This window comes from Citrobacter sp. Marseille-Q5395 (genome assembly GCF_947057495.1).
GTDB classification, from domain to species: Bacteria; Pseudomonadota; Gammaproteobacteria; order Enterobacterales; family Enterobacteriaceae; genus Citrobacter; species Citrobacter murliniae.
The window spans coordinates 185,244-207,697 of the sequence record NZ_CAMSEL010000011.1; the positions used below are offsets into that span (position 1 = coordinate 185,244).

17 protein-coding genes and 1 pseudogene are annotated in these 22,454 nt (G+C 52.7%); 9 read left to right on the plus strand and 9 right to left on the minus strand.

Going from position 1 to position 22,454, the window contains the following annotated elements:
• Positions 1-170: 170 nt before the first annotated feature.
• The 7 genes from OH663_RS14665 to csiE all read left to right on the plus strand — a co-directional run bounded on the left by OH663_RS14665 (position 171) and on the right by csiE (position 8,478).
• The gene (locus OH663_RS14665; protein WP_045446184.1) at positions 171-1,154 is read left to right on the plus strand and encodes an autoinducer 2 ABC transporter substrate-binding protein; all 984 of its coding nucleotides are present in this window, start codon (positions 171-173) and stop codon (positions 1,152-1,154) included.
• 102 nt (positions 1,155-1,256) lie between these two features.
• Positions 1,257-2,765 (plus strand): sugar ABC transporter ATP-binding protein, encoded by a 1,509-nt coding sequence (locus tag OH663_RS14670; RefSeq protein ID WP_045446187.1) that lies wholly within the window; start codon positions 1,257-1,259, stop codon positions 2,763-2,765.
• Positions 2,758-3,747: an ABC transporter permease gene (locus OH663_RS14675; RefSeq protein ID WP_045446190.1), complete on the plus strand. Its 990-nt coding sequence runs from the start codon at positions 2,758-2,760 to the stop codon at positions 3,745-3,747. Before OH663_RS14670 ends, OH663_RS14675 begins: the two co-directional genes overlap by 8 nt.
• A 1-nt stretch (position 3,748) precedes the next feature.
• Positions 3,749-4,702 (plus strand): ABC transporter permease, encoded by a 954-nt coding sequence (locus OH663_RS14680; RefSeq protein ID WP_045446193.1) that lies wholly within the window; start codon positions 3,749-3,751, stop codon positions 4,700-4,702.
• 17 nt (positions 4,703-4,719) lie between these two features.
• Positions 4,720-6,357, plus strand: a complete 1,638-nt coding sequence (locus OH663_RS14685) for an FGGY-family carbohydrate kinase (RefSeq protein WP_048220814.1) — start codon at positions 4,720-4,722, stop codon at positions 6,355-6,357.
• Positions 6,354-6,959 (plus strand): KpsF/GutQ family sugar-phosphate isomerase, encoded by a 606-nt coding sequence (locus OH663_RS14690; protein WP_045446199.1) that lies wholly within the window; start codon positions 6,354-6,356, stop codon positions 6,957-6,959. The genes OH663_RS14685 and OH663_RS14690 overlap by 4 nt, the downstream gene beginning before the upstream one ends.
• Before the next feature lie 241 nt (positions 6,960-7,200).
• Complete coding sequence (csiE, locus tag OH663_RS14695; RefSeq protein ID WP_045446202.1) at positions 7,201-8,478, plus strand: stationary phase inducible protein CsiE; 1,278 nt, start codon at positions 7,201-7,203, stop codon at positions 8,476-8,478.
• Here the strand turns inward: csiE and OH663_RS14700 are convergent.
• The 4 genes from OH663_RS14700 to OH663_RS14715 all read right to left on the minus strand — a co-directional run bounded on the left by OH663_RS14700 (position 8,473) and on the right by OH663_RS14715 (position 15,330).
• On the minus strand, positions 8,473-9,621 hold the full coding sequence (locus OH663_RS14700) for a 3-phenylpropionate MFS transporter (RefSeq protein ID WP_200010329.1): 1,149 nt from the start codon (positions 9,619-9,621) through the stop codon (positions 8,473-8,475). The genes csiE and OH663_RS14700 overlap by 6 nt on opposite strands.
• Positions 9,622-9,709: 88 nt before the next feature.
• Positions 9,710-10,552: an aldose 1-epimerase gene (locus OH663_RS14705; RefSeq protein ID WP_200010331.1), complete on the minus strand. Its 843-nt coding sequence runs from the start codon at positions 10,550-10,552 to the stop codon at positions 9,710-9,712.
• Positions 10,552-11,991, minus strand: a complete 1,440-nt coding sequence (locus OH663_RS14710; RefSeq protein ID WP_045446211.1) for a sugar porter family MFS transporter — start codon at positions 11,989-11,991, stop codon at positions 10,552-10,554. Before OH663_RS14710 ends, OH663_RS14705 begins: the two co-directional genes overlap by 1 nt.
• Positions 11,992-12,063: 72 nt before the next feature.
• Positions 12,064-15,330, minus strand: a complete 3,267-nt coding sequence (locus OH663_RS14715; RefSeq protein ID WP_045446216.1) for a DUF5107 domain-containing protein — start codon at positions 15,328-15,330, stop codon at positions 12,064-12,066.
• 114 nt (positions 15,331-15,444) lie between these two features.
• Between OH663_RS14715 and OH663_RS14720 the strand changes: the two genes are divergently transcribed.
• Positions 15,445-16,638, plus strand: coding sequence for an ROK family transcriptional regulator (locus tag OH663_RS14720; RefSeq protein WP_045446219.1), 1,194 nt, complete (start codon positions 15,445-15,447; stop codon positions 16,636-16,638).
• Here the strand turns inward: OH663_RS14720 and OH663_RS14725 are convergent.
• A pseudogene (locus OH663_RS14725) lies at positions 16,602-16,923 on the minus strand (hypothetical protein); the annotation flags it as partial. The gene OH663_RS14720 and the pseudogene OH663_RS14725 overlap by 37 nt on opposite strands.
• 150 nt (positions 16,924-17,073) lie before the next feature.
• Positions 17,074-18,327 (minus strand): serine hydroxymethyltransferase, encoded by a 1,254-nt coding sequence (glyA, locus tag OH663_RS14730; RefSeq protein WP_045446222.1) that lies wholly within the window; start codon positions 18,325-18,327, stop codon positions 17,074-17,076.
• A gap of 326 nt (positions 18,328-18,653) precedes the next feature.
• Here glyA and hmpA point away from each other — a divergent pair, with 326 nt between their 5' ends.
• Positions 18,654-19,844, plus strand: coding sequence for an NO-inducible flavohemoprotein (gene hmpA / locus OH663_RS14735; RefSeq protein WP_200010334.1), 1,191 nt, complete (start codon positions 18,654-18,656; stop codon positions 19,842-19,844).
• Between the two features lie 59 nt (positions 19,845-19,903).
• On the opposite strand, the gene glnB is transcribed toward hmpA, so the two are convergent.
• The 3 genes from glnB to qseG form a co-directional block, all read right to left on the minus strand.
• Positions 19,904-20,242 carry a nitrogen regulatory protein P-II gene (glnB, locus tag OH663_RS14740; RefSeq protein WP_002914032.1) on the minus strand — a complete coding sequence of 113 codons (339 nt, stop codon included), beginning with the start codon at positions 20,240-20,242 and terminating at the stop codon, positions 19,904-19,906.
• A gap of 112 nt (positions 20,243-20,354) precedes the next feature.
• Positions 20,355-21,689 carry a two-component system response regulator GlrR gene (gene glrR, locus OH663_RS14745; RefSeq protein ID WP_304413159.1) on the minus strand — a complete coding sequence of 445 codons (1,335 nt, stop codon included), beginning with the start codon at positions 21,687-21,689 and terminating at the stop codon, positions 20,355-20,357.
• Complete coding sequence (qseG, locus tag OH663_RS14750) at positions 21,689-22,432, minus strand: two-component system QseEF-associated lipoprotein QseG (RefSeq protein WP_200010336.1); 744 nt, start codon at positions 22,430-22,432, stop codon at positions 21,689-21,691. Before qseG ends, glrR begins: the two co-directional genes overlap by 1 nt.
• Positions 22,433-22,454 lie beyond the last annotated feature (22 nt).

The following is a 22,454-nucleotide window of genomic DNA, read 5'->3' on the forward strand; positions in this document are numbered from 1 at the left end:
GTGCATGAATGCTCAACCATTCATATTTAACTAAAATTTAACCATTTTTTATCTAAAAAATCACAAAAACGGGCGCAGATCACATTTACCAAACTTATGATTCATTCCCTCTTCCATTCGTTGTTAACTTCACGCCGTGACATGCCCTGCCCCCTACTAAAGGTACAACTATGAAATTCAAACTCGCATTACTCAGTGCAACCCTGGTTTCTGCATGCATGTTGTCCGGTACGTCCTTTGCGGCGGAAAAATATGAGATTGCTGTGGTTGCTAAAGTCACCGGTATTCCATGGTTTAACCGCATGGAAACCGGCGTCAATGAAGCAGCAAAAAAATTGGATGTAAATGCTTACCAGACCGGTCCTTCTACGCCGGATCCGGCTCAGCAAGTAAAAGTGATTGAAGATCTGATCGCCAAAAACGTCAACGCGATAATCGTAGTGCCGAATGACGCCAAGGTCCTTGAGCCTGTCCTGAAAAAAGCTCGCGAGAAAGGCATTGTCGTTCTGACCCACGAATCCCCGGACGAACAAATTGGTCAGTGGGATATCGAAACCATCGACAGTGAAAAATACGCACAGGCCAACGTCGATGAGCTGGCAAAAAATATGGGCGGCAAAGGCGGTTATGCCATCTATGTAGGCTCGCTGACGGTGCCGCTGCATAACGCATGGGCTGACTACGCGATTAAATATCAGAAAGAAAAATACCCTGAGATGTTTGAAGTCACTTCGCGCCTGCCAGTAGCGGAGAGTATCGATAAATCCTACTCCACTACGCTGGATCTGATGAAAACCTATCCGCAGATGAAAGGCATCATTGGTTTCGGCTCACTGGGTCCTATCGGAGCAGGTCAGGCCGTTCAGAAAAAACGCGCTAAAGACAAGATTGCCGTTGTTGGTATCGCCATGCCAGCACAGGCTGCACCTTACCTGATGCGCGGCGATATCAAAAAAGCGCTGCTGTGGGATCCGAAAGACGCTGGCTACGCACTGGTCACGGTTGCCGATCAACTGTTGCAGGGTAAAGAAGTCAACGCCGATCTAAGTATCGATAGTTTAGGGAAAGCCGATGTCGACATGGAGAAGAAAGTGATCCGCTTTAACAAGATCCTCGAAGTCACCAAAGATAACGCACAATCACTCGGTTTCTAAGGCCTTAGCCAACACCAGGGAACCTCACGCCGACCGCCTGGTCGGCGTTATCCACAAAACTAACACTCAGCGTCCAGCAGGACGCTCGCAGGGGTATTGTCCATGACAGACACCACCGCATTTATCACTCTTGAGAATATCAGCAAACAATTCCCGGGCGTGCTGGCGCTGGATAACGTGAATCTGACGCTGAAAAAAGGCGAAGTTCACTGTCTGGCAGGTCAGAACGGCTGTGGCAAAAGCACCATTATTAAAGTGATCTCCGGGGTTTATCATCCTGAAAAAGGTGCGCAGATTTTACTCGACGGCAAATTGTTCCACCACCTGACGCCACAGCTGTCTTCACATTACGGCATTCAGGTTATTTATCAGGACCTGTCGTTATTTCCAAATTTTAGCGTCGCGGAAAATATTGCGGTCAACCGCTACCTGCCGGGTGGTGATATCTGGGTGCGTCGCGGGTCCATGAAGCAACAGGCTCTGGCCGCAATGAAGCGTATCGGTGTGACCATCGATCCTGATAAAAAAGTCGAAAAACTCTCTATTGCCGATCGCCAGTTAGTGGCTATTTGTCGGGCAATTGCTGCCGACGCCCGTCTGGTGATCATGGATGAACCAACCGCCTCCCTGACCCGCCAGGAAGTGAATGGTCTGCTGCGGGTAGTCAACGAATTAAAAGCAGCCGGGATCTGCGTTGTCTTTGTCAGCCATCGCCTTGATGAAGTGATGGAAGTCGCAGACCGTATCAGCGTAATGCGCGACGGTAAGCTGGTGGGGACTTTCCCTGCCAGTGAACTTGACAGTCACGAACTGGCCTTCCTGATGACCGGGCAGCGCTTCCACTACAGCCCGTTGCCAGAGAAACCGCCCGTCGAACAGGAACCGTTACTGGAACTGCGCGATCTCAGTCGTAGAGGAAAATACCAAAATATCAATCTGTCTCTGCGTAGCGGTGAGATTGTTTCCATTGTCGGCCTGCTGGGAGCCGGGAGAACCGAGCTATGCCTGAGCCTGTTCGGCATGACGCATCCTGAAAGCGGTGAGATCCGTATTAACGGTCAGCCGGTTCAGCTTCGCAATAACCACGACGCTATTAAACACGGGATCGGCTATGTCTCGGAAGATCGCCTGACGCAAGGGCTGATCATGGAGCAGTCGATCTACGACAACACCATCGTCACCGTATTTGACCAACTGCACACTCGCAGCGGTCTGCTCGATCATCGCAAAGCGCAGAAGCTGGTCTCTGATTTGATCCGCGAGCTGAACATTAAAGTCTCCGATCCGCATCTGCCAGTGAAAACACTTTCCGGCGGCAATGCCCAGCGCATTGCCATTGCCAAATGGGTGGCGACTAATCCGCGCATCCTGATCCTTGACTCACCAACCGTTGGCGTGGACATCGCTAACAAAGAGGGCATTTACCAGATCGCCCGCGATCTGGCCGAACAGGGAATGGCAGTGCTAATGATTTGCGATGAAATTCCGGAAGCGTATTACAACAGCCACCGCGTGCTGGTGATGCGCCGCGGCAAGCTGGTGGCGGAATTTAATCCTCATCACTGTAGTGAAGAGGAGATTGCTGAAGTGGTTGAGGTAATCAATGAATAGTATGCGTATCTCCCGTTTAATCGGGCAACATGAGTTCTGGCTGGGGCTGCTGGTGGTTGCCCTTGCCGTCGGACTGAGCGTCAGCACCGATGAGTTCCTGTCACTGGGGAACCTGACGGACGTCGCCACCAGCTACGCCATTCTCGGCATCCTTGCCTGTGGGCTGTTTGTAGTACTGATTTCCGGCGGAATCGATATTTCATTCCCTGCTATGACCGCCATTGCCCAATACGCGATGGCCAGTTGGGTTATCGGCCACGGCGGCAACTTCGCGCTGGCGCTGGTTATCGCGATTGCTGTCGGTCTACTGCTCGGGCTTATCAACGGTTTTCTGGTCTACTGGCTGCGTGTTCCGGCGATCATCATTACCATTGCCACGCTGAACGTCTACTACGGTCTGCTGGTTTACACAACGAAGGGCACCTGGCTGTACGGTTTTCCAGACTGGTTTATGAACGGTATCAACTGGTTCTCGTTCACTGCTGCGGACGGCTACGACTACGGCCTTACTCTCCCTTTGTTGTGTCTGGCAGCAGTGATTATTTTTACTGCCGTGCTAATGAACTATACCCGCCTCGGTCGCCAGGTTTACGCCATGGGCGGCAACCGCGACGCGGCTTCACGCCTAGGGCTGAACCTACTGAAGCTGCATTTCTACGTGTATGGCTATATGGGTATTCTCGCAGGCATCGCCGCAGTGGTTCAGGCACAAATCACTCAATCGGTCGCTCCCAATTCACTGCTCGGCTTTGAGCTAACCGTTCTGGCGGCGGTCGTTCTCGGCGGAACCAGCATGAGCGGCGGGCGCGGGACGCTGACGGGAACTCTGCTCGGCGTTGTCCTGTTGGCTTTCTTACAAAATGGCCTGACGCTGCTGAGCGTCTCCTCTTACTGGCACACTGTTTTCAGCGGCGCCATTATCCTGGTCAGTATTAGCGCCACGGCCTGGAACGAAAAACGCAAACTGGCAAAGGAGCTTTGAGATGAAAACATTCGCCAGATTTTTACCCGGTGATGCCATCATTCGCCTGCAATGCGTCATTATTGTGGTCGTGGCGCTGGTTTTCTCGGCCCTGCTGGGTAGCCGCTTTTTCAGCGTCGCTAACTTCCAGTCTATTGGCTCACAATTACCGATCCTCGGGATGCTGGCGCTCGGGATGGGCATGACCATGCTGACCGGGGGCATTAACCTGTCGATTATTGCCGGTGCTAACGCCTGCTCGCTGGTAATGGCTGCGGTGATTGTCACCCACCCGGATAATCCACTATTTCTGGTTCTCGCTCTGCTGGCGGGCGCCGCGGTAGCAGTTGCCATTGGCACACTGAACGGCGCGCTGATCGCCTGGGTGGGCGTTTCACCGATTCTCGCCACCCTCGGCACGATGACGCTTATCTCAGGGCTGAATATTCTGCTCTCCAACGGGACGGTGATCTCCGGATTCCCGCCGGTCATTCAATATCTCGGTAATGCCACCATTGCCGGTATCCCTGTGGCGCTATTGCTCTTTTTCCTGGTCGCCATATTGCTGTGGGTACTGCTGGAGCACACCACGCTGGGACGCAGCCTGTATCTTGTCGGCTCCAATGAACAGGCTACCCGCTACAGCGGTGTGAATACCGTTCGCGTACAAATTTCCGTGTATGTCATATCTGCTCTGCTCGGCTGGGTAGCGGCCATTCTGATGATGGCGAAATTCAACTCGGCAAAAGCCGGATACGGTGAATCATACCTGCTGGTAACCATCCTCGCCTCCGTGCTTGGCGGTATCAATCCGGATGGTGGCTTTGGGCGCATTATCGGCCTGGTGCTGGCGCTCATTGTGCTGCAAATGCTGGAAAGCGGCCTTAACTTGCTGGGGATCAGTAGCTATCTGACGATGGCTCTCTGGGGCGCAGTACTGATCCTCTTTATCGCATTACAGAATCGTAAAGCCTGATTTCAGGAGAAAAAATTATGGCAAGTTACTTTATTGGTGTGGATGTCGGAACCGGAAGCGCCCGCGCAGGGGTATTTGATCTCAACGGCAGGATGGTCGGGCAGGCCAGTCGGGCCATTGAGATCTACCGTCCGCAAGCTGATTTCGTTGAGCAGTCCTCTGATAATATCTGGCAGGCTGTGTGTAACGCGGTTCGCGACGCGATTAACCAGTCAGATATAAACCCTATCCAGGTTAAAGGTCTGGGTTTCGACGCTACCTGTTCACTGGTGGTTCTGGATAAAGAAGGTAAGCCGCTGACTATCAGCCCTTCCGGGCGCAGCGAGCAGAACATTATTGTGTGGATGGATCACCGGGCCATTACCCAGGCCGAGCGTATTAACGCCCTGCACCATCGGGTGCTGGACTACGTCGGAGGAATTATTTCTCCGGAAATGCAGACCCCAAAACTGCTATGGCTGAAACAGCATATGCCCAACACCTGGGCAAACGCGGGTTACTATTTTGATCTGCCTGATTTCCTGACCTGGCGCGCCACCGGAGATGACACGCGCTCACTGTGTTCAACCGTGTGTAAATGGACCTACATGGGTCATGAAGACAAATGGGACGCCAGCTATTTCCGCCAGATTGGGCTGGAAGACCTGCTGGAGCACGATGCCGCCAAAATTGGTCGTTACGTGAAAACCATGGGCGAACCGCTCGGGCACGGGTTGTCAGCACGTGCCGCCAGCGAACTGGGTCTGATCCCGGGGACTGCGGTCAGCGTATCAATTATCGATGCGCACGCTGGTACGCTCGGCACGCTTGGGGCCTGCGGCGTTTCTGGAGAAGTGGCTGATTTTGACCGCCGCGTTGCGCTAATTGGCGGCACATCTACCGGGCATATGGCGATTTCCAAAGAACCGCGTTTTATCGGCGGCGTCTGGGGGCCTTACTACTCTGCTGTGCTGCCGGAATACTGGCTCAACGAAGGCGGGCAGTCTGCAACAGGAGCGTTAATCGACCACGTCATTCAGTCGCACCCATGCTACGAAACGCTGCTGGCACAGGCAAAATCTCAGGGACAGACTATTTACGAAGTACTGAATTCATTGCTACGTAAAATGGCTGGCGAACCGGAAGACATCGCGTTCCTGACCCGTGATATGCATATTCTTCCCTATTTCCACGGCAACCGCTCACCGCGCGCGAACCCGACACTCACCGGCGCTATCACCGGGCTGAAGCTGTCCCGCACGCCCGAGGATATGGCGTTGCAGTATCTGGCAACCATCCAGTCCATTGCCCTGGGAACGCGTCATATTATCGAAACGATGAATCAAAGCGGTTACAACATCGATACGATTATGGCCAGTGGCGGCGGCACGAAAAACCCAATCTTTGTTCAGGAACATGCCAATGCCACCGGCTGCGCCATGCTGCTGCCGGAAGAGAGCGAAGCCATGCTGCTGGGCAGCGCAATGATGGGAACTATCGCGGCAGGGGTATTCGAAACTTTCCCGGAAGCAATGTCGGCAATGAGCCGCATTGGTAAAACAGTCACGCCACAGACCAACCGGATTAAGCAGTACTATGACCGTAAATATCGCGTCTTCCACGAGATGTATCAGGATCATATGAAATACCGCAAGCTGATGCAGGAGGACGCATGAGTGATTCATGGTCTCAGGCCACCCACGTGTGGCATCTCTACAGCGATGCCCTCGCAGGTCTTCAACATCATTTGAATGAACAGGTCTGGCAAGATCTGCTGACAGAACTGCGCAGTTGCAAAGGTAAAATAGTGGTAACCGGCGTGGGTACTTCTGGCATTGCGGCGCGCAAAGTGGCGCATATGCTTGCCTGCGTTGAGCGTCCGGCGATATACCTCAATGCCACCGATGCAGCTCATGGCGACCTGGGTTTTTTGGATACTGGCGATCTGGTCATTATGCTGTCGCGCGGAGGCAACTCCGATGAACTCACCCGACTGCTGCCTGGGCTGGCAGCGAGAAAGGTACCGATTCTGAGCGTAACTGAAAACGCGAATTCAGCCATCGCCAGCGCTTCCAGACTGGTGATTTCCACGGGCGTGCAGCGCGAGGCCGATCCGCTGAATATGCTGGCAACCACATCTATTATTTTGGTTCTGGCTATCTTTGATGCCGCCTGTGCCTGTCTGATGAGCGAGAGTGGATACTCAAAAGAAACCCTGCTGGCGGTGCATCCAGGCGGTGATGTAGGATTAACGCTAAGTCAGAAGCAGAAAGTCTAAACCGCGCATTTCCGCTCACTTTTCCAACCCCGTCACCCGCTGGCGGGGTTTTTGTTGTTTAAACAAAGATAAAACAGCGAAAAAACAGGTTAACGCGCTGCGTTTAACTACGACCTTCTGTTCCTTACGTTAAAAATTCTGTGACGTCTCCCAGCATTCCTGGCGGAAAGGATTCCATTCTCCATTTCTATCAGCAAACTTTAGCTATTCTTATCAAAAATACTTTCGGGAGACCTTACAGATGATGTCAACGCTTGCCCCGCCATCTGTACTTTCTGCTCCCCAACGTCGCTGCCAGATGTTGCTGACGCTTTTTCTGCCGGGACAAAGCGCCACCGCGCAGACCTTCAGCAGTCTCAATGGCGTCGATGACAATATTGTCCGCGAGGATATCATTGGCGCGGGCCTCGAAATCCAGCGCTATCACCGGCTCGCGATTACCTCGACTCAAAACGGTCGCTATCAAATCGAAGGGACCCCGCTGAATCAACGCCTGTGCCTGTTACATTGGCTTCGACGTGGACTGCGCCTGTGTCCGACGTTTATCAACCAACAATTTACACCAGCATTAAAAATGGAGCTGAAACAACAGGGTATCGCACGCCAGCTGTATGACGATACTAATTTGCAGGCGCTCATCAACCTCTGTTCCCGGCGGTTGCAGAAACCATTTGAGTGTCGTGATATCCAGTTCCTGCGGCTTTTTTTGCAGTATTGCCTGCTGCAACACCATACAGGGATCACCCCGGAGTTTAATCCGGTACAGCAGGTCTGGGCACAATCTTGCGCCGAGTATCCGCTCGCCGAAGAAATTGGCCGTCACTGGCAACGCCACGTAATGCAGACTGCCCCCCTGGGCGAGTCGCTGTTCATGGCGCTGCTATTTTCGATGATCCGTATTCCTGACCCTATTCGTGATAACCATCAGCAGGACCGCCGTCTGCGTCTGGCCATCGCCCGGCTGGTACTGCGTTTTCGCGAGTATGGCAACGTTCGCTTCAGCGACGAGCAAGGACTGAACGACCAGTTGTATATACACCTTGCTCAGGCGCTTAACCGAAGCTTATTTGCCATCGGTATTGATAACACCCTGCCGGAAGAGTTCAGCCGGCTTTATCCCCGGCTGGTGCGCACCACACGCGAGGCATTAAACGGGTTCGAAGCAGAATACGATGTGCAGTTTTCAGAGGAAGAAGCGGGGCTGGTCGCGGTGATTTTCGGCGCATGGCTGATGCAGGAGAAGGATTTACACGAGAAGCAAATTATCCTGCTGACGGGCAATAATGAACGGCTTGAGACACATATTGAACAACAGCTACGTGAGCTGACCCTGCTGCCGCTGAACGTAAAACATATGCCGATGCAGGATTTTCAGAAACAGGGTTCACCGCGTGGCGTGGCGCTGATTATCACACCGTACACCACGCCGCTACCGCTGTTTTCACCGCCGTTAATTCATGCGGACCTGGCGCTTACGCCTCATCAGCAACAACAGATCCGCAAAATACTGGAATCATAACGCCGGAGATTGCGCCTGCACTTTAGGTCGCAAGACGATGGCAGGCAGAGCAACCAGCGCCATCACCCAGAATACGCCGCTACCCAAATGCTGATACAGGAAGCCTGCGAACACTGTCATGATGGCGATACTCCCCCCCATCGCAATAGCAGAATAAACCGCCTGCAGGCGAATCACTTCACTGCCCTGGCGCGCAGCAATATAACGCATGGCCGCCAGGTGGCAGACGGTAAACGTACCGCAATGCAGGATCTGCACCACAATCAGCCACGGTAATTCTGTGCTCCAACCCATCAGTCCCCAACGTACAACGCCACAAACAGCAGAAAGCAGTAGCAGATCTCGAGCGCTAAAGCGGCGGAACAGCTTGTGGCTCAGTGCGAAGATAATCACTTCGGCAACCACGCCCAGCGACCATAAATAACCGACCGCCGAGGCGGAATACCCGGCGGACTGCCAGTAAATTGCGCTAAAACCGTAATAGGCAGCATGTGCGCCTTGCAGCAGGCTCACACAGGCAAGAAAACGCCAACTCTGCGTGATCAGCAAACGCCAGGCTGGCCATCCGGCACTCTCCTGTTGGCGGCTTTCACCCTGCGGCTGCACGCTCGGTCGAATCATCATACCCAGCAGCATTGAAGCCATCCCAAGCGTCAGCAGCACCAGGATAACCCGGTAATCAAACAGGCTCACCAGTTTACCGGTTAGCGCCGAACCAATCACAAAGGCCACCGATCCCCACAAACGTACCCGACCATAATCCATGGTGATCTGTTTTTGCCAGGTGTTAGCCAGCGCATCCGTTAGCGGCACCAGCGGTGAGAAAAACAGGTTAAACCCGACCATCACCACCATCAGCCATGCCACATGCGTACCCGCCCAAAATGCCAGAGCAAACACCAGCGTCAGCAGCGCCAGAATACGTAAAGCGGTAATCAAACGAGAGGGATCACTCACGCGCGGCGCAATCAGCAAACTACCGAGAAAACGTGCAATCAGCCCCGCGCCCAGCAGCAAACCGATGGTTTCCGGCGTCAGCCCCAAACCTTTGAGCCAGACGCTCCAGAAAGGCAGAAAAATACCGTAGCTAAAAAAGTAGGTGAAATAACCGAGCGCCAGCCAGCGCGTGGAATGCAAAGCCATGATTCCCTCCCGTTTGGTGGCGATAGTCTGGCGATAAACACGGGCTGGCGCAAGAGAGCATTAACAGGCAGATAACATGATTCTTGCCCTACTCTACGCAAATTTGCATCGAAAAATGGCACTGTTCTCCCTGGCCTAATACCCTTAACCCCGGCAGTCCCTGCATGTTGTGGGCATTCACCGGATGCGTCTGCGGCTCAAGGCAAAGGAACTCGCCACCCGACATTCTGAACAGCATCAGCCAGGGAGTTTGCGCTAAAAGCGTGACCTTCATCACATCATGTTGGATAACAGCCCGTCCGCTCCAGCCGGAATATCCCACATTTAACCAGTCATCTTCGCCATATTGCGCGTGTATGAAATCTGCAGGCGGCGGAATATCACTTTGCCAGCTCAGTGGCAGGTGCTGCTCCCCCTCCGGCCAGTAACCACCGGCGGTAAACTGCGCCGTACTGTGCGAATCAAAGGCAAAAAACGGATGGAACCCACAGCCATAGATCATCGACTGCACGCCGCAATGGGTTATCATTAACGAGGCGTAAAGGCTTGACTCTTCCAACTGATAGCAAAGATCCGCTATATAGTCATAGCCACATGCGTGCTGGCTGCGCAACCGCAGTAAACAATGACTTTCGGTAGCAACAACAACCTCCCAGCGTTTCAGCCAACCGTCACCATGTAAATAGAAAACATCGTCCGCATCATGTTGGGGTAAAACCACCCGGTTTCCACACAGCAGAAAACGATTGTCCGCCACACGATTAGCAACAGGTAGCATAGGGAACAGGCCGCAATCACCAGGCTTCTTGCCTTGCCCTTCACGTAAGACAGGTTGTTGATGTTGTAACGAAACCAGACTCAGCAACGAACCGCCCTGAGGGTCAACGCACATCCGCAGATGTGCGTTTTGCAACGTCAGCGCGTCGTTCATTATCGGGCGCTTCGTTGTTGGGCTGATGCACTAACCTTCGTATGCTGTGCCGCCAGTTTTTCTTCCAGTGCCTCCAGCGTTACGCCTTTAGTTTCCGGCACATTGCGTAGCACATAAACGTAACCCATGGCACAAATAACACCGTAGAGCAGGAAGCTTCCTGATGCGCCGAGACTCGCATTAAGCAACGGGAAAGTGTAAGTCAGCAGGAAACAGGCAATCCACAGCGCCAGTGTGCCCAGCGACATTGCCAGCCCACGCACACGGTTAGGGAAAATTTCTGACAGTAATACCCAGGTAACCGGAGCCAGCGTCAGGGCATAAATGGCAATCGCTGCCAGCACCAGGACCAGTACCGGCCAGCCGAGAATACCTAACCCATACGCACCGGCAATCAACACGTAGATGACCGTAAGTCCAGAGGCCCCAAACAGCATCAGTTTACGGCGACCAATTTTATCCACCAGCGGTAACGCGGCCAGGGTAAAGACCAGGTTAATAATCCCCGTCGCCACAATAGATTTTAGTGTCCCATTGATATCGAACCCGGCGGACGCAAAGATCTCCTGGGCATAGTTGAAGATAACGTTGATCCCACACCATTGCTGGAATACAGCCAGTACCATTCCAATAATGACGATCGGTTTGATCTGCGGTTGTAATAGCGTTGACCAGGCCACCCTATGATTATCTTTTTGCAGAGTATGTTCGATCTCTTGCAAAGTTTGTCCGGCATATTCGGCAGAACCAATCCGTTGCAACATAGCTCGCGCACGCTCGACCTTCCCGGCCTTCACCAGCCAGCGCGGTGATTCCGGTACAAAGAACATCAAAACCAGGAACACCACCGCAGGCACTAACTCGGCGCCAAACATCCAGCGCCAGCCCATCTGGCCATTCCAGCTTTCAACAATCGCCTGCTGCGTGGCGCCGGTTGCAACCGGTTCCGCAATCATCAGGTTGATCAGTTGTGCTGCCAGCACGCCAATTACGATGGTCAGTTGGTTGACCGCCACAAAGCGACCGCGCTTTTCAGCCGGGCTGACCTCGGCGATATAAAGTGGGCTGAGCGCCGACGCCAGACCAATCCCTACACCACCAACAATTCGATAGACAATAAACATGTCGAAGTTGCTGGCTACGGCGGTACCCCAGGCCGAAGCGCTGAAGAGTATCGCTGAGAGAATAAGCGGCATTTTGCGGCCGAACTTGTCGGCGCACCAACCGGAAATCAACGCACCAAAGATACAGCCCACCAGCGCCGAACTCATCGCCCAACCAGACTGTGCCGGATCGGTTATAGAGAAGTAAGCTTCATAGAAGGGTTTTGCCCCGCCAATCACCACCCAGTCATAGCCAAACAGTAAACCACCGCAAGCCGCAACCAGGCAGATAGTCCAGACATAGCCAATCTTTAAATGTGTCTGCGCGTTATTCATTATGATTCCTCTTTCAGGGAAACGCAGGGGACAGAAGGTTTCGGGTGGAGTCGCCCCCACCCGATCAGAGCGTTACAGGAATAGCTTTACGTTAATGGCGTGACGCAGCAGTTGCGCCTTGTCATGCGCCGGATTGAGTTGCAGAAGCGCATCCAGGAAGTGCCGGGAGTCAGGAATATTTCCCAGTCCCAGATGCCCAAGCGCATTGATGAACAGACAGTGTTGCTGGTGTTTCGCTTGTGCAGAGGTATCCAGCACTACAAGATCGGGAAGCGATACTGCAAAGAAATCGACTTCAGGAACCTTATCGTGTTGCGACTCGACCCATTGCAGGAAGCTGTGAAACAGGTTGTCTGCTTCTGCGTTATCGCTCAACGCTCTCAATGCCATACCCTGCCAGAAGAGATAATCCACCGGCTGATCGTTGTAATAGCGTCCGGCATCAAGCGAACTGCCACCGCGAGTTGCTCGCACAAAATACTGCCGGGCTTCTTCGATATATCCCTGCTGTTTGGTGCAATAACCCAGCAAATACCAGATGTCATTATCCGTTTGTCCGGGTAAACGTCCTTCCCCCAGGTTCTGCGGGTAGTGCAATGCCTGCTGCAACAAAATGATGGCAGTTTGGTAGTCGCCTGCCTGAATAGCAGCCAGCGCCCGATGTTGTTGATTAAGCAGATATTGTCCGGTGGCTTTGCCTTCACCACCTTCCCAGGGGTGAAATACGCGCTCACTCAGCACTGCCGCAGCAGCATCATAGTGCCCCAGCCCATTCCACAGACTGAGCAGTTCTACCGTCAGATCATCGCGATGGAATACCACGTCTTTACTGGCTTCAAGTTTTGCTAAACGCTGTTCAGCCGGTTGCGCCATCAGCTTATTGAGATAATCGAGTTCAAACAGGAAACGCGCATTTTGTGGCTCCAGCGCCACAGCCTGAGACAGATAGCGTTTCGCCAGCGATGCATCGTGCTGTTTGTTCCAGGCGTAAATCCCCAGTAATCGGTGCACCGGGGCAAAATCCGGCTCCTGCTCAAGGGTAAATTGCCAGCAAGAAACCGCTTCGGTATAACGCCGTTTGCTGTACCAGAAACACCCCAACAAGTAGCGGGCAAAGGCACTCTGCGCCAGCGTTTGCAGCATCTGCACTTCATCCAGCGTATTAGGGAAACGCACGCGTTTTTGCAGACACTTACGGGCACGGTCAATGAAAGGCTGCGGATCCTCGCTCAGTGAGGCTCGCCACAACATCGGTAATGTTTCCTGGCTGTCGAGCAGTTCCAGCACATCACGGGCGGCATCCTGCTGACCAAATGAGGTCAGCCATCCTGCCAGCTCGCAGGCATTCGTGCCACGTCGACCGGTAATGGAGATAAGCGCTTGTGCTGAGTCATCATCCTGGCTGATTGCCCAGCGCGCGTAGTGCAGGGTATAACTCAGCGGATAATCAACAAGCTGTTGGGTAATATAGTCCAGTGCTTTCGCAGGAAGATTCAGTTTCGCCAGCGCGAGGGCTTTCAACCCCATGGCGAGGTTATTACTACCGTTAAAACGCAGGCTCTGTTCTACCTTTTCCAGCGCACCGGCGTAGTCCTGGCGTTTCATCGCCAGGCGTGATAATGACCAGAACGCCGCATCGCGACAGTTGCCGCTCCAGCTTGCCTTATAGTAATTTTCCCAGGCGCTGTCATCGTCACCCTGACGCTCCAGCGCAGCGGCCAGCAACATGCTCGCTTCACCATCGCGCGGATTCTTATTAAGCTTATGCGCACGTTCCAGCGCCTTGCGCGCGCAACGTTCGGCCAGGATCCAGTCAGCACGGTTTAGTGCCAGCGTTCCCAGCGCCACATTATTGCGATAGTCCTGTGGGTCTACCTCGAGCGCACGGCGATAATAGTCCTCCGCATAGCGGCTGGCGTGGTTGTACTGTTCCAGATGCTGCCCAATAAAATAGAGTTCATCGGTATTGGACAATGCTTCTGGTTGCGCAGGGGCAACAGCCGCCTTAGGCAGTGGTAGCTCTTCGGCAATGTGCTCTTCATAATCCAGAAGCGTAACACCATCAGCCCGCGTCACGCTCATCATCACCCGAGTATGACCGCCATCAGACACGTCAACCAGCCAGCTTTGCCCCGGCGCCAGGGTCAGCGTATTTTCATAGAATGGTTCTCCCTTTGCAGAAAGCGTAACCTGCACATCCCGCAGCGGCGCAATGGCATAGACACCAATAGAGAGCTGGCTGCCATCACGCTCCAGACGAAGCGCCAGCTGCGTGCTGGCGTTTTGCACCATGCCAAGTTCACTGTAGGGCAGAAAATTTTGTACGAAGACTTTCTCTTCGTACGGAGCAAGCCAGGTAAAGTCAGGCTGGTTATCGGTAAAGACCCCTGTCATCAGTTCAATATACGGACCGTTGTCATCGGTGAGGTTACGATCCCAGGCGACGCCAAAATCACCGTATCCCCAGGTCCACTGCTTTTTCCCCGGTGAAACGTGGTGATCTGCAACGTGCAACAATCCTCCACGTTCCCCGTGATGCCATGCGCCGACAAAATCATAGTTTGATTTTTCAGCCATATAGGAGGTTGGAACCGGGACGTTTTTGTAGCGGGAGATATCCACGCCAGCGGAGTAATCCACTTTGTAGTAAGTACCGGTAGCGATAGGGAACGCAGACACATCGCGCTTACCATGATCGAAAACTGCGGTCACATCCGGCGGGAAAACGCTCTGGTGATCGTCACCGCCCTTCACTGCCGGATTCGCCCACCATAAAAAGTGGCGCGGAGTGGCATTGCCATTAAACACCTTACCGGTTATTTCAATCAGAGCGCGATCCGGGTACAGCGTGAATCCGGTCATGACCTGTAAACCACGCATGGGTTCAACTTCTCCCATCCACACGGTGTATTCACCCTGCTCACCTTGCTGTTGCGTAAAATCAACCGGCATAAACGTGGTTGGGCGGTGGTGCTGCGGCCAGTTAAATTCAATACCGCCAGAAATCCATGGCCCGAGCAGCCCTACCAGCGCAGGTTTGACCACTTCGTTGTAGTAAACGAAATCGCGCTGCTGCACTTTGTCATATGCACGGTGAATGCGCCCGCCCAGCTCCGGTAACAGCATAATGCGAATGAAATCATTCTCCATCCACACCGCCTGGTAATCGCGCATTTCACGCTTACCAGTCAGCGTATCAATCACGCCATAGGGATAAACCGCGCCTGAAGATCCCTGATAAACCCGTTTCTCCAGAAACATCGGGTTAGCGTCTTCCTCGCCCGCAGTCCATGTTGGGAGGGTGATCGTTTCCTGCCAAACCTTAACTGAACCGTACATGCCGCTCTCCACTCAATAAACAAAAGTAAAAACTTAACCTGATGCTATTCTGCGGCAGTTAAGTGGCGTTAAAATGCGCAATGCTCACGCAATACAGTTAAGGGAGTTAAGTGAATGCAGCGACCGGGATTCAATAACGCCAGAGTTCGCCAGGCGAATAAACAGATTTTTTTGTCGCATCTGTGGCGGGAAAAACAGCTCAGTAAGTCACAGCTGGCGCAGCTCACCAGTCTGTCGATCCCGGCGGTGAGCAACATCCTCGAAGAGTTAATGGATGAAGGGAGAATCAGCCACTCCCGGGAAACGTTAAGCCAGCGCGGTTTGAGCAGCGGCAGCTATCATTTGCCGGAAAAAGGCGCCTGGACGTTGTGTATTAACGTCACTCCCACCAGCATCATCAGCCAACTGGCGGACGCACGGTTGATGGCCGTCGGTGACTGGCGACATGAAGTTATCACTCCAGAGACGCCAAAAGCGTTACTGGCTGCATTAGCGACACACTGGCGGGAGTATCGTCGGCAGTATCCCGAGGTGACCATTAACCTCGCTCTGGGCGTTCACGGGCAGGTTGATCCTGTTACCGGTGCCTCCAAAACGATGCCGCAGGCACCGTGGAAAACACCGGTTGAAATAAAATATCTGCTGGAGGAAATGCTGGGTGTACAGGTACGTCTGGATAATGACTGTGTCATGCTGGCACTGGCTGAAAAGTGGCAGAATCCGGCAGCTAACGGCGACTTTTGTGTCATTAACGTCGATTACGGGATTGGTTCATCGTTCGTGATCAACGACAGTATCTGGCGTGGCAGTTTGTATGGCAGCGGCCAGATTGGTCATACCATCATTGATCCCGATGGGATTGCCTGTGACTGTGGGCGTTACGGTTGTCTGGAGACAGTGGCATCTCTTAGTGCACTGAAAAAACAGGCCAGAGTGTGGATGAAATCTCAACCGGCACCCCATTATGATCCGGAAACACTGACTACCGATCAACTAATTGATGCCTGGAAACACGGAGATGTGCGTATTCAGGCCTGGGCCGAACACGCAGCCAGTGCAATTGGACTGAGTCTGTATAACTTTCTGAATATATTGAATATTAATCAAATATGGCTGTACGGCCGTAGCTGCGCCTTTGGTGATAGTTGGTTACATACTCTGGTACAGCAAACCGGATTTAATCCGTTCGACCACGGCGATAATCCGCGTGCCAGAGCAACACAGATAAGCTTCGGTCAACTTAACCGCGCTCAGCAATTGATGGGAATTGGTTATCTGTATGTGGAATCACAGCTTAGCGAGCTGTAGTCATTACCCGTCATAGTCACTGCCAAACATCCCTGTACCGTAGCGATAAAATCCGCCAGCGCAGATTTTATCGCCGACTTTTGGCCTGAAAACCACCAGCTCGGTATTAAAATTATTCATATAACCGGGCATCAAAGCCTCTCCTGTACCGGCCAGGCTCATGATCACCTGAATATTCGTAGAGACCTGAACAATAATGGGCTAACTTTGTTGCTGTTTAAACCACGCCTTCACAGCTATCGCTAACGAGCCGGAACAGGGCGGAGCAATACTGACATAGCTCAAAAATCAGGGGCGTAAAATGCAATTACTGAGGCAGTGGATTCAGGCAGAAAAAAAGCCGCAGATAGCGGCTTTATTAGATGAGTCAGTGACGCTTAAATCGATATAACTACCGGATGTGATGTTAAACCACCATCCGGCAATAAAAATGACTTACGCGTAAACAGGGAAGCGTGCGCAGATATCCAGGACTTTCGCTTTGACGCGCTCGATTACAGCTTCATCATTGATGTTGTCCAGAACATCGCACATCCAGCCAGCCAGCTCTTTCACTTCGGCTTCTTTGAAACCACGACGGGTCACAGCCGGGGAACCGATACGAATACCGGAAGTGACGAACGGGCTCTTCGGATCGTTCGGTACGCTGTTTTTGTTAACGGTGATGTTAGCACGGCCCAGCGCAGCGTCAGCTTCTTTACCGGTCAGGTTTTTGTCTACCAGATCCAGCAGGAACAGGTGGTTCTCAGTACCGCCAGAAACCACTTTGTAGCCACGGTTCAGGAACACTTCCACCATCGCTTTGGCGTTTTTCGCAACCTGCTGCTGGTAGACTTTGAACTCTGGCTCCATCGCTTCTTTCAGTGCCACCGCTTTCGCCGCGATAACGTGCATCAGTGGGCCGCCCTGCGCGCTAGGGAATACAGCAGAGTTCAGTTTTTTGTACAGCTCTTCGCTACCGTCTTTTGCCAGGATCAGGCCGCCGCGCGGACCCGCCAGGGTTTTGTGGGTAGTAGTGGTAACAACATGAGCATGCGGAACCGGGTTCGGGTACACGCCTGCGGCAATCAGACCGGCAACGTGCGCCATGTCGACGAACAGGTATGCGCCAATGCTGTCGGCGATTTCACGCATTTTTGCCCAATCAACCACTCCGGAGTAAGCAGAGAAGCCACCGATAATCATCTTCGGTTTGTGCTCCTGAGCCTGCTTCGCCATGTCTTCGTAGTCAATTTTACCGGACTCATCGATGCCGTAAGGGACGATGTTGTACAGTTTACCTGAGAAGTTTACCGGGGAACCGTGAGTCAGGTGACCGCCTTGCGCCAGGTTCATACCCAGAACGGTATCACCCGGTTGCAGCAGAGCAGTGTAGACAGCGAAGTTAGCCTGAGAACCGGAGTGCGGCTGGACGTTAGCGTAGTCTGCGCCAAACAGCTCTTTGGCGCGATCAATCGCCAGTTGCTCAACAATATCAACGTATTCACAACCACCGTAGTAACGCTTGCCCGGATAACCTTCAGCGTATTTGTTGGTCAGCTGAGACCCCTGCGCCTGCATCACGCGCGGGCTGGTGTAGTTTTCGGAGGCGATCAGTTCGATGTGCTCTTCCTGACGTACTTTTTCCTGCTCCATAGCCTGCCACAGTTCGGCATCATAATCGGCAATGTTCATTTCACGCTTTAACATCCGCATCTCCTGACTCAGCTAACAATAGAATTTCGGCCTAAAAAGGCAGTCCCGTTGGACTTCGGCCAACAGTATAACCGAATCATTCTTCGATAACAGGTCTTGACAAAGGATTTTACGCAAACGATTACCTTCAGAGCACACAAGGCTTTGGAGAACAAAGGTCTGCTTAATTTCAACGGATTTCTTTTCAGGTTTGTGATGCAGATTTTTCACGTTGTAACCATTACAACGCAAAGTTACAAAGAACCATTTACAATGCAGGGGTATTTTTTATAAGATGCATTTGACATACATCATTAAAGTCTCAGATAAAGGAAGACAGTATGCTTGACGCACAAACCATCGCTACAGTGAAAGCCACCATTCCCCTGCTGGTTGAGACAGGCCCGAAGCTGACCGCCCATTTCTACGATCGCATGTTTACGCATAACCCCGAACTCAAAGAAATTTTCAACATGAGTAACCAGCGTAATGGCGATCAACGTGAAGCGTTATTTAACGCCATCGCCGCTTACGCCAGCAATATCGAAAACCTGGCGGCGTTGCTGCCTGCGGTTGAGAAAATAGCCCAGAAGCATACCAGCTTCCAGATTAAGCCCGAGCAGTACAACATCGTGGGCGGTCACCTGCTAGCAACGCTGGACGAAATGTTCAGTCCAGGTCAGGAAGTGCTGGATGCCTGGGGAAAAGCGTATGGCGTGCTGGCTAACGTCTTCATCAACCGCGAAGCACAGATTTACAGTGAAAACGCCAACAAAAATGGTGGCTGGGAAGGTACTCGTCCGTTCCGTATCGTGGCAAAAACCCCGCGTAGCGCGTTGATCACCAGCTTTGAGTTTGAGCCGGTCGATGGCGGTGCGGTGGCAGAATACCATCCGGGGCAATATCTGGGCGTCTGGCTGAAGCCGGAAGGTTTCCCGCATCAGGAAATTCGTCAGTACTCTCTGACCCGCAAACCGGATGGTAAAGGCTATCGTATTGCCGTTAAACGCGAAGACGGCGGCCAGGTTTCTACCTGGTTGCATAACCACGCGAATATCGGTGACATCGTTCATTTAGCCGCACCAGCGGGCGATTTTTTCATGGATGTGGCAACCGATACGCCAATATCTCTGATTTCTGCGGGTGTTGGTCAGACGCCGATGCTGGCCATGCTGGATACGCTGGCAAAATCCGGGCACACCGCACAGGTTAACTGGTTCCACGCGGCAGAAAACGGCGATGTGCATGCTTTTGCCGATGAAGTAAGTGAACTGGGTAAAACGCTGCCGCGCTTTACCGCACATACCTGGTATCGTGAGCCGAACGAAGCGGATCGCGAAAAAGGTGGATATGACAGCGAAGGACTGATGGATTTAAACAAGATGGAAGGTGCAATCAGCGACCCGTCAATGCAGTTTTATCTGTGCGGTCCGGTTGGCTTTATGCAGTTTGCCGCGAAGCAACTGGTCGGTCTGGGCGTGAAGAACGAAAACATTCACTACGAATGTTTCGGTCCACATAAAGTGCTGTAATTCGTTATAAAGCAGGCCTGATGGCGCTACGCCTGTCAGGCCTGCTAAGCAGACCCGACTTAAATTGCCGCGTCGTCTTCTTCACCGGTACGAATACGAATAACGCGTGCCACGTCAAAGACAAAAATCTTGCCGTCGCCAATTTTACCCGTTTGTGCAGTACGAATAATGGTATCGACGCAGGTATCAACAATATCGTCAGTTACCACAATTTCAATTTTCACCTTCGGCAGGAAATCCACCATATATTCCGCGCCGCGATACAGTTCGGTATGGCCTTTCTGACGGCCAAATCCTTTCACTTCCGTCACAGTCATACCGGTAATGCCGACTTCTGCCAGCGCTTCGCGGACGTCGTCCAGCTTGAAGGGTTTAATAATCGCATCAATCTTTTTCATGCTATTCCTTGAAAAGGTCGCCTGTCTTTTGATCGGATAAACCTAACACATTAAACGATTACACAAAATCATTCATGATGCCTGGCAGCAGCTTGAATGATGCAGTGTAAAATTATTCTTTGAAATCGTTCGCATCCAGTTCGTGTCGAGAGAGCAACTTATAGAACTCCGTCCGGTTGCGCCCCGCCATTCTCGCCGCATGAGTAACGTTGCCTTTGGTAATTTGCAACAACTTACGCAAGTAGTTGAGTTCAAACTGGTTACGCGCTTCGACAAAGGTTGGCAGCGCAGTATTTTCGCCTTCCAGCGCCTGCTCCACCAGCGCATCGCTGATTACCGGTGAAGAAGTTAGCGCCACACACTGTTCAATCACGTTGACCAACTGACGCACGTTTCCTGGCCAACTGGCTGTCATTAAACGTTTCATCGCGTCAGTCGAAAATGCACGCACGAACGGTTTGTGCCGCTCAGCAGACTGGCGTAGCAGATGGTTTGCCAGTAGTGGGATGTCTTCAGTACGCTCGGCCAGCGTCGGGATCTTCAAACTCACGACATTGAGGCGATAGAATAAATCTTCGCGAAACTCACCCCGCGCCATCGCTTTGGGCAGATCACGGTGCGTCGCAGAAACGATCCGCACATCAATGTCGATATCACGATTGCTGCCAAGGGGGCGGACTTTACGCTCTTGCAACACGCGCAATAATTTGACCTGTAATGGCGCGGGCATGTCACCTATCTCATCGAGAAACAGCGTCCCGCCTTCAGCGGCCTGAAATAACCCTTCACGGTTGCTCACCGCGCCGGTAAAGGCGCCGCGCGCATGACCAAACAGTTCAGACTCGAGCAGTTGTTCCGGCAACGCGCCGCAGTTAATCGCAATGAAAGGTTTGTGGCTTCGCGGGCTGGCGTTGTGAATAGCCTGAGCGAAAACCTCTTTCCCGGTACCGCTTTGACCGTTGATCAGTACGCTGACGTCTGATTGCGCCACCATCCGTGCCTGCTCCAACAAACGCAACATCAGAGGACTGCGGGTAACGATTGATTCACGCCAGCGGTCATCAGTGGCGGGCGCAGACTGTTCCAGCGCCCCGTCAATGGCATTGTATAACGCGTCTTTATCGACCGGCTTAGTGAGAAAACTGAAAACACCCTGCTGAGTAGCGGCAACAGCATCAGGAATAGAACCATGAGCCGTAAGAATAATAACCGGCATCCCAGGCTGGACTTTCTGGATTTCAGTAAACAGTTGCATACCGTCCATTTCATCCATGCGCAGATCGCTAATAACCAGATCCACCTTTTCACGGTTCAGGATCCGCAGTCCTTCCAGACCGCTTTCCGCCGTTACGACACTGTAACCTTCGCTGGTCAGTCGCATTCCGAGCAATTTCAACAACCCAGGATCGTCATCTACAAGCAGTAAATGCGCGGGTTTACGGCTTATCATGGCGTTACCTCATCAGATGACGACACCGCACCATCCCCGTTGTCAGGTGTGGTGAGTTTATCACTCCCATGCTGCGTATCGGGACTGTAGTTACCGGCAGGTTTGCGGGTAGAAAGCTGGCGTTCAATATCCGTCAGATTCTCCAGTTTGCGGGTAGTCAGATCGAGCTGGGCTTGCAAATGCTGTTGTTGTAAACGCAGCGTATCAAGATCGCTGTCTGATGCCTGCTGGAGTTTGCTATAGCGCATGCGTTCTTCTGCAAGCTGTAACTGCAGCGTTTGGCTGCTGCGCCAGACCTGATAAAGCGGTCGTACCTGAGCGGGGATTTGCGGGCTTAACGCATCAAGGCGCGTAATCGCGTCCCGCCGTTCTGGTGGGGTAATATTGGCACTGCCTAGCAGGATCCCACGTTTGAAAGCGCCCTGCCAGGTATCCGCCAGCATGGCACTGGCTTCACTGCGCGCCTGAACCGCCATCATGCGATCGGCACAATCCATTGCCCGCAGCCAATACAGCGGATTAGATTCTGTGGACTGACCCTGTAGTGACCAGATATCCGCACATTCTGTTGAAAGGTAATCGGCCAATTGATGAGGAGGAATTTTCTCCTGCGAAGGATCACCGATAATATGATTCACCGCATTCGGTACACACCCTACCAGCGCCAGGCACGGCAAGCTCACCCATAAGGCGCGGCGGAAAAAATGTCGTTTAAGCATTCGGACAACAACGTGTGGCATACTCACCAGACTTAGGTTGATT

What these genes read in the sequence shown, in the direction of transcription:
- OH663_RS14665 (WP_045446184.1), top strand. Translation starts at nt 171, where the DNA reads ATGAAATTCAAACTCGCATTACTCAGTGCAACCCTGGTTTCTGCATGC.
- OH663_RS14670 (WP_045446187.1), top strand. Translation starts at nt 1,257, where the DNA reads ATGACAGACACCACCGCATTTATCACTCTTGAGAATATCAGCAAACAA.
- OH663_RS14675 (WP_045446190.1), top strand. Translation starts at nt 2,758, where the DNA reads ATGAATAGTATGCGTATCTCCCGTTTAATCGGGCAACATGAGTTCTGG.
- OH663_RS14680 (WP_045446193.1), top strand. Translation starts at nt 3,749, where the DNA reads ATGAAAACATTCGCCAGATTTTTACCCGGTGATGCCATCATTCGCCTG.
- OH663_RS14685 (WP_048220814.1), top strand. Translation starts at nt 4,720, where the DNA reads ATGGCAAGTTACTTTATTGGTGTGGATGTCGGAACCGGAAGCGCCCGC.
- OH663_RS14690 (WP_045446199.1), top strand. Translation starts at nt 6,354, where the DNA reads ATGAGTGATTCATGGTCTCAGGCCACCCACGTGTGGCATCTCTACAGC.
- csiE (WP_045446202.1), top strand. Translation starts at nt 7,201, where the DNA reads ATGATGTCAACGCTTGCCCCGCCATCTGTACTTTCTGCTCCCCAACGT.
- OH663_RS14700 (WP_200010329.1), bottom strand. Translation starts at nt 9,621, where the DNA reads ATGGCTTTGCATTCCACGCGCTGGCTGGCGCTCGGTTATTTCACCTAC.
- OH663_RS14705 (WP_200010331.1), bottom strand. Translation starts at nt 10,552, where the DNA reads ATGAACGACGCGCTGACGTTGCAAAACGCACATCTGCGGATGTGCGTT.
- OH663_RS14710 (WP_045446211.1), bottom strand. Translation starts at nt 11,991, where the DNA reads ATGAATAACGCGCAGACACATTTAAAGATTGGCTATGTCTGGACTATC.
- OH663_RS14715 (WP_045446216.1), bottom strand. Translation starts at nt 15,330, where the DNA reads ATGTACGGTTCAGTTAAGGTTTGGCAGGAAACGATCACCCTCCCAACA.
- OH663_RS14720 (WP_045446219.1), top strand. Translation starts at nt 15,445, where the DNA reads ATGCAGCGACCGGGATTCAATAACGCCAGAGTTCGCCAGGCGAATAAA.
- glyA (WP_045446222.1), bottom strand. Translation starts at nt 18,327, where the DNA reads ATGTTAAAGCGTGAAATGAACATTGCCGATTATGATGCCGAACTGTGG.
- hmpA (WP_200010334.1), top strand. Translation starts at nt 18,654, where the DNA reads ATGCTTGACGCACAAACCATCGCTACAGTGAAAGCCACCATTCCCCTG.
- glnB (WP_002914032.1), bottom strand. Translation starts at nt 20,242, where the DNA reads ATGAAAAAGATTGATGCGATTATTAAACCCTTCAAGCTGGACGACGTC.
- qseG (WP_200010336.1), bottom strand. Translation starts at nt 22,432, where the DNA reads ATGCCACACGTTGTTGTCCGAATGCTTAAACGACATTTTTTCCGCCGC.